Annotated in this window: 1 protein-coding gene; it reads right to left on the reverse strand. The window is 69.8% G+C overall.

The window, feature by feature from the left end:
- Positions 1–292: 292 nt before the first annotated feature.
- Positions 293–645, reverse strand: a 353-nt coding sequence (locus tag L6Q67_RS23945; protein ID WP_296576142.1) for a cupin domain-containing protein, incomplete at its 5' end; no start/stop codon positions are given.

Genomic DNA, 645 nt, shown 5'->3' on the forward strand with positions numbered 1-645 from the left:
GACACCGAAGACGGCGCCGAGCTGCTGCGGCGCGACAAGATGGGCGAAGTCTTCGTGGGCGAGCAAGAGCTTGCCCGTGGCATGGCCCGCTACGTCTCCGGCCGGCTGGCAGTGCGCGAAGGCTGAACGCCCGCCGCCCCCCACAAGCCTTGTAGGGGCGACTTCAGTCGCCCAACCACACGTTAAATCCCCGCCGGTGCGTGGCCGGGCGACCGTGGGCGACTGAAGTCGCCCCTACAAGTCGCCCCTACAAGTCGCCCCTACAGGTCGCCCCCGCACGTCACCGCGCCGTTCAGTACGGCCGGCCGTCCTTGTGCAGGAAGCGCCATCCGCCCTCGCCCATCACCGCCTGCAGGTCTTCATCCGGGTAGCTCGCGCTGTCGCCGGGCGTGCGGTCGCCCACTTCCAGATACACCACCTCGTCGGCGCCATCATTGCGCAGCTGGTGCGCGTCGCCCGTGCCGGCCTTGAAACCGGCGCACATGCCCGGCGCGAGCCGCGTCTCGCCGGCATCGGTGACCAGCGTAGGGTTGCCTTCCAGCACCAGGATGAACTCGTCCTGGCGGGTGTGGGCGTGGCGCAGCGCCGACACCGCCCCCGGCGCCAGCCGGGTGAGATTGACCCCGAAGTTGGTCAGCCCGAACA

Source organism: Zoogloea sp., assembly GCF_023150065.1.
In the GTDB taxonomy this organism is placed as follows: domain Bacteria; phylum Pseudomonadota; class Gammaproteobacteria; order Burkholderiales; family Rhodocyclaceae; genus Zoogloea.